Here is a 5,809-nt window from a genome sequence, read left to right as displayed (position 1 = left end):
TTTCAAAAATTATTGCTTTCATTTTCAGATAGATAGGAGGCGGGATGAAAATAAATGAAAAAAGATTGGGGTATGGTCTTGCATTCGCTGAGAATGCTCGTACATTTGCACTCCCAAAACGAACAAGGGGGCAGCGAAACGGAAGGTTAAGCGGAGAAGATCGGAAAGAGTTTAAAGGCTTTAACGGTTACAGATTGAGAGAAGAAATTGAGGAGAGCCTGCGAAGGGGATCTGAAGATGACAAGACTCAAAACGTTCTTTGAATAGATGGAGATTGATAGCGGACCCGCAATATTTCGATAGAGGGATATTGCGAGTTGATTCTTAAATGTTCAGCAGTGATGCTGAATGGACAAAAATTAATGAAGCCGAGGATTAAAACGAAATAGCTTACAATGCCGCAAGGTTGCGTAGGATACTGGATCCCTTGAAAAAGGGGTCAGTATAAAATTTAATACTATGGAGAGTTTGATCCTGGCTCAGGATGAACGCTAGCGGCAGGCCTAATACATGCAAGCCGAACGGCAAGTTTTGTAGCAATACAAGACCTAGAGTGGCGTAAGGGTGCGTAACACGTATGCAATCTGCCCTGTACAGGAGAATAGCTCGGGGAAACTCGAATTAACACTCCATAAGATCATAGAATGGCATCATTTAGTGATTAAAACTGAGGTGGTACAGGATGAGCATGCGCATGATTAGTTAGTTGGCGGGGTAACGGCCCACCAAGACGATGATCATTAGGGGAACTGAGAGGTTGATCCCCCACACTGGCACTGAGATACGGGCCAGACTCCTACGGGAGGCAGCAGTAGGGAATATTGGACAATGGGTGCGAGCCTGATCCAGCCATGCCGCGTGCAGGAAGAAGGCTTTCTGAGTTGTAAACTGCTTTTGCCAGGGGATAAAAAGCCCTTGCGAGGGAAATTGAAGGTACCTGGTGAATAAGCCACGGCTAACTACGTGCCAGCAGCCGCGGTAATACGTAGGTGGCAAGCGTTGTCCGGATTTATTGGGTTTAAAGGGTGCGTAGGCGGTCATATAAGTCAGCGGTGAAATCCGGCAGCTCAACTGTCGATGTGCCATTGATACTGTATGACTTGAGTACTGATGAGGTAGGCGGAATTGACGGTGTAGCGGTGAAATGCTTAGATATCGTCAAGAACACCGATAGCGAAGGCAGCTTACCAAGCAGTAACTGACGCTGAGGCACGAAAGTGTGGGGATCAAACAGGATTAGATACCCTGGTAGTCCACACTGTAAACGATGATTACTCGATGTTGGCGATACACTGCCAGCGTCTTAGCGAAAGCGATAAGTAATCCACCTGGGGAGTACGCCGGCAACGGTGAAACTCAAAGGAATTGACGGGGGTCCGCACAAGCGGTGGAGCATGTGGTTTAATTCGATGATACGCGAGGAACCTTACCTGGGCTAGAATGCCCTTGACATTTCCAGAGATGGGAAGTTCCGCAAGGACAAGGAGCAAGGTGCTGCATGGCTGTCGTCAGCTCGTGCCGTGAGGTGTTGGGTTAAGTCCCGCAACGAGCGCAACCCCTATTTTTAGTTGCCAGCACGTAATGGTGGGGACTCTAAAAAGACTGCCCGCGCAAGCGGAGAGGAAGGAGGGGACGACGTCAAGTCATCATGGCCCTTACGCCCAGGGCTACACACGTGCTACAATGGTGCCTACAAAGTGTTGCCAGTCAGCGATGACGAGCCAATCACAAAAAGGGCATCTCAGTTCGGATTGCAGGCTGCAACTCGCCTGCATGAAGTTGGAATCGCTAGTAATCGTATATCAGCAATGATACGGTGAATACGTTCCCGGACCTTGTACACACCGCCCGTCAAGCGATGGAAGTTGGGAGGACCTGAAGACAGTTGTTGTGAGACGCTGTTTAGGGTAAAACCGATAACTGGCGCTAAGTCGTAACAAGGTAGCCGTACCGGAAGGTGCGGCTGGAACACCTCCTTTCTGGAGCTTAGGTTAGAGCTGTAATGGCCAAACACCTAAGAAACCTTGGTATGGTCCGCTATCAATCTTATTTATTCGAAATATTAAAGGAAGCTACAGGCTTCAAGCTACAAGCAGCAAGCTGATGAGTAGTAAGCAGCCTGGAGTCAGCAGCCTGAAGCAAGAAAGCCAATAAAAGGGCTTGTAGCTCAGGTGGTTAGAGCGCTACACTGATAATGTAGAGGTCCGTGGTTCGAGTCCACGCAGGCCCACTGAAAGGAAAGTAAGGGGGATTAGCTCAGCTGGCTAGAGCGCCTGCTTTGCAAGCAGGAGGTCATCGGTTCGACTCCGATATTCTCCACAAAAGAGAAAAAGGATAAACAATCAAACGAGATTGTTTAAGAGTATTGAAATGATAATAGACATAGGAAAAGCAGATTCGCTCTGCTATGTACTATGGATTGATTATCAACGTTGTTGGATGTCTCCATCACAAGACAGAACGAGCCGTTCTGGAAGTAAAGGAGGCTGTAAACCGGCAAAAAGTTCATTGACATATTGGTGAAAGAGTAGTAAAAAGTAATGGGTGTAAGCAATTACACAAATTATAATAAACGAGCACATAAGGTGAGTTCTGGTGTAGTGATACATACAGAGCATCGTATAAAAGAAGTAAGAAAGAGCGTATGGGGGATGCCTAGGCTCTCAGAGGCGATGAAGGACGTGATAAGCTGCGAAAAGCTGTGGGGAGTCGCAAATAGACGCTATATCCACAGATGTCCGAATGGGGCAACCCACTAAGTCGAAGACTTAGTACCTCGCAAGAGGAGCAAACCCGGAGAACTGAAACATCTAAGTACCCGGAGGAAGAGAAAACAACAGTGATTGCGCAAGTAGTGGCGAGCGAACGCGCAAGAGCCCAAACCACATTAGTTACGGCTAGTGTGGGGTTATAGGACTACATAATCAAAACCGAAACAGATTTGAACTGGGTGGGAAACCAGGCCATAGAGGGTGATAGCCCCGTAATAGAAAGTAGAGGAGAGAGGTAGTATCCTGAGTAGGGCGGGGTCGGAGACGCCCCGTTTGAATTTGCCGGCACCATCCGGTAAGGCTAAACACTCCTGAGAGACCGATAGTGAACCAGTACTGTGAAGGAAAGGTGAAAAGCACTTCGAATAGAAGGGTGAAAGAAGAACCTGAAACCATACGCTTACAAGCGGTCAGAGCTCCGTAATGGAGTGATGGCGTGCCTTTTGCATAATGAGCCTACGAGTTACTGTCACTGGCGAGGTTAAGCGACTTAAGTTGCGCAGCCGGAGCGAAAGCGAGTCTGAATAGGGCGCATAGTCAGTGGGAGTAGACGCGAAACTTTGTGATCTACCCTTGGTCAGGATGAAGTTCCGGTAACACGGGATGGAGGTCCGAACTAGTAAACGTTGAAAAGTTTTTGGATGAACTGAGGGTAGGGGTGAAAGGCTAATCAAACTGAGAAATAGCTCGTACTCCCCGAAATGTTTTTAGGAACAGTGTGGAGGTTGAGTTTGTTAGAGGTAGAGCTACCAATTGGACTAGGGGGAGTCACATCCTACCAAATCCAGATGAACTCCGAATGCTAACAAATATACTCTGCAATGAGGGCGCGGGTGCTAAGGTCCGTGTCCGAGAGGGAAAGAACCCAGACCTACAGCTAAGGTCCCAAAATCTATACTAAGTTGAACTAAGGTGGTTCAGTTGCTGAGACAGCCAGGAGGTTAGCTTGGAAGCAGCTATTCCTTTAAAGAGTGCGTAACAGCTCACTGGTCGAGCGACAGAGCATCGATAATAATCGGGCATCAAGTATAGTACCGAAGCTTAGGATTTGCAGCAATGCAAGTGGTAGGGGAGCATTCTAACAGCGGAGAAGTCGTGTGGTAATGCACGGTGGAGCGGTTAGAAAAGCAAATGTAGGCATAAGTAACGATAAGGCAGGTGAGAAACCTGCCCACCGATAGACTAAGGGTTCCGCGGCAATGTTAATCATCCGCGGGTAAGTCGGGTCCTAAGACGAAGCCGAGAGGCATAGCCGATGGACAACTGGTTAATATTCCAGTACTACCGTAATGAGCGATGTGGAGAAGGAGTAGTGAAAGTTCCGCGATCTGACGAAATAGATCGTTAAAAGGCGTAGGTATAGAGTTTGTTGGCAAATCCGCAGACTTTGCTGAAACCCAATAGTACCAGGAGGCTTCGGCCAAATGGATAGAGAACCTAATCAGACTTCCGAGAAAATCTGCTAAGCATATCATTATGGTACCCGTACCGCAAACCGACACAGGTAGTCAAGGAGAGAATCCTGAGGTGCTCGAGTGAATCATGGCTAAGGAACTCGGCAAAATTACCCTGTAACTTCGGGAGAAGGGGTGCCTCGCTGTAGCAATACAGCAGGTCGCAGAGAAATGGCCCAGGCGACTGTTTAACAAAAACACATGGCTTTGCGAAATCGAAAGATGAAGTATAAGGCCTGACACCTGCCCGGTGCTGGAAGGTTAAGGGGGGATGTTAGTGGGGTAACCTGCGAAGCATTGAACTGAAGCCCCAGTAAACGGCGGCCGTAACTATAACGGTCCTAAGGTAGCGAAATTCCTTGTCGGGTAAGTTCCGACCTGCACGAATGGTGTAACGATCTGGGCGCTGTCTCGGCCATGAGCTCGGTGAAATTGTAGTCACGGTGAAGATGCCGTGTACCCGTCACGGGACGGAAAGACCCCATGCACCTTTACTATAGCTTCACATTGACATTGGGAAAATGATGTGTAGGATAGGCGGGAGGCTTTGATCCGTGGCCGCTAGGTTACGGGGAGTCAACGGTGAAATACCGCCCTTTATTTTCTTGATGTCTAACCAGACCTAGTCTGGGACATTGTGTGGTGGGTAGTTTGACTGGGGTGGTCGCCTCCGAAAGTGTATCGGAGGCTTTCAAAGGTATGCTCAGTACGCTTGGTAACCGTACGTGGAGTGCAATAGCATAAGCATGCTTGACTGTGAGATCGACGGATCGAGCAGGGACGAAAGTTGGATATAGTGATCCGGTGGTTCTGCATGGAAGGGCCATCGCTCAAAGGATAAAAGGTACGCTGGGGATAACAGGCTGATCTCCCCCAAGAGCTCATATCGACGGGGAGGTTTGGCACCTCGATGTCGGCTCGTCACATCCTGGGGCTGGAGAAGGTCCCAAGGGTTGGGCTGTTCGCCCATTAAAGTGGCACGCGAGCTGGGTTCAGAACGTCGTGAGACAGTTCGGTCCCTATCTGTGATGGGCGTAGGAAATTTGAGAGGATCTGACCTTAGTACGAGAGGACCGGGTTGGACTAACCGCTGGTGTACCGGTTGTCGTGTCAGCGGCATTGCCGGGTAGCTACGTTGGGACGGAATAAGCGCTGAAAGCATCTAAGCGCGAAATCTACCTCGAGATGAGATTTCCATATAGGGTCGTCAGAGACTATGACGTTGATAGGCTGCAGGTGTAAAGTCAGAAATGGCAAAGCTGAGCAGTACTAATTGCCCGAACGCTTCAGCATTAGAATTTATCTGTCCTTGAGACAGATCTACAATAATAAGATTACGCACTTGTGTGCTCGTTTAAATTTACTCTTTCATCAATGTGTTAACGATATTAAGTTCAGGCAGATGGTCTGGATCATGATCTTAAGGTGACTATAGCGGTGGGGATCACCTCTTCCCATTCCGAACAGAGCAGTTAAGCCCACCAGCGCTGATGGTACTGGAGTAAAATCCGGGAGAGTAAGTCGTTGCCTTTTTTCTTCAAAACCTCTATCATTAACTTGATAGAGGTTTTTTTGTGAGAAAAA

At 48.3% G+C, this 5,809-nt stretch carries 2 tRNA genes and 3 rRNA genes; all 5 read left to right on the top strand.

Annotated elements, in window-relative coordinates:
• The first annotated feature begins 456 nt into the window (after positions 1–456).
• Positions 457–1,979: ribosomal RNA gene (locus QUA78_RS31505) — 16S ribosomal RNA — on the top strand.
• A 177-nt stretch (positions 1,980–2,156) separates the two neighbouring features.
• A tRNA-Ile gene (locus tag QUA78_RS31500) sits at positions 2,157–2,230 on the top strand.
• A gap of 15 nt (positions 2,231–2,245) precedes the next feature.
• Positions 2,246–2,319 (top strand) — tRNA-Ala (locus tag QUA78_RS31495).
• Between the two features lie 305 nt (positions 2,320–2,624).
• A 23S ribosomal RNA gene (locus QUA78_RS31490) occupies positions 2,625–5,518 on the top strand.
• Between the two features lie 128 nt (positions 5,519–5,646).
• A 5S ribosomal RNA gene (gene rrf / locus QUA78_RS31485) occupies positions 5,647–5,758 on the top strand.
• Together the 16S, 23S and 5S rRNA genes with 2 tRNA genes alongside form the textbook arrangement of a ribosomal RNA operon.
• Positions 5,759–5,809 lie beyond the last annotated feature (51 nt).

This window comes from Microcoleus sp. K4-B3 (assembly GCF_036704615.1).
Taxonomy (GTDB): Bacteria; Cyanobacteriota; Cyanobacteriia; order Cyanobacteriales; family Microcoleaceae; genus Microcoleus.
Note: the sequence above shows the minus strand (reverse complement) of the source record. Positions and strands in the feature narration are given on the sequence as shown.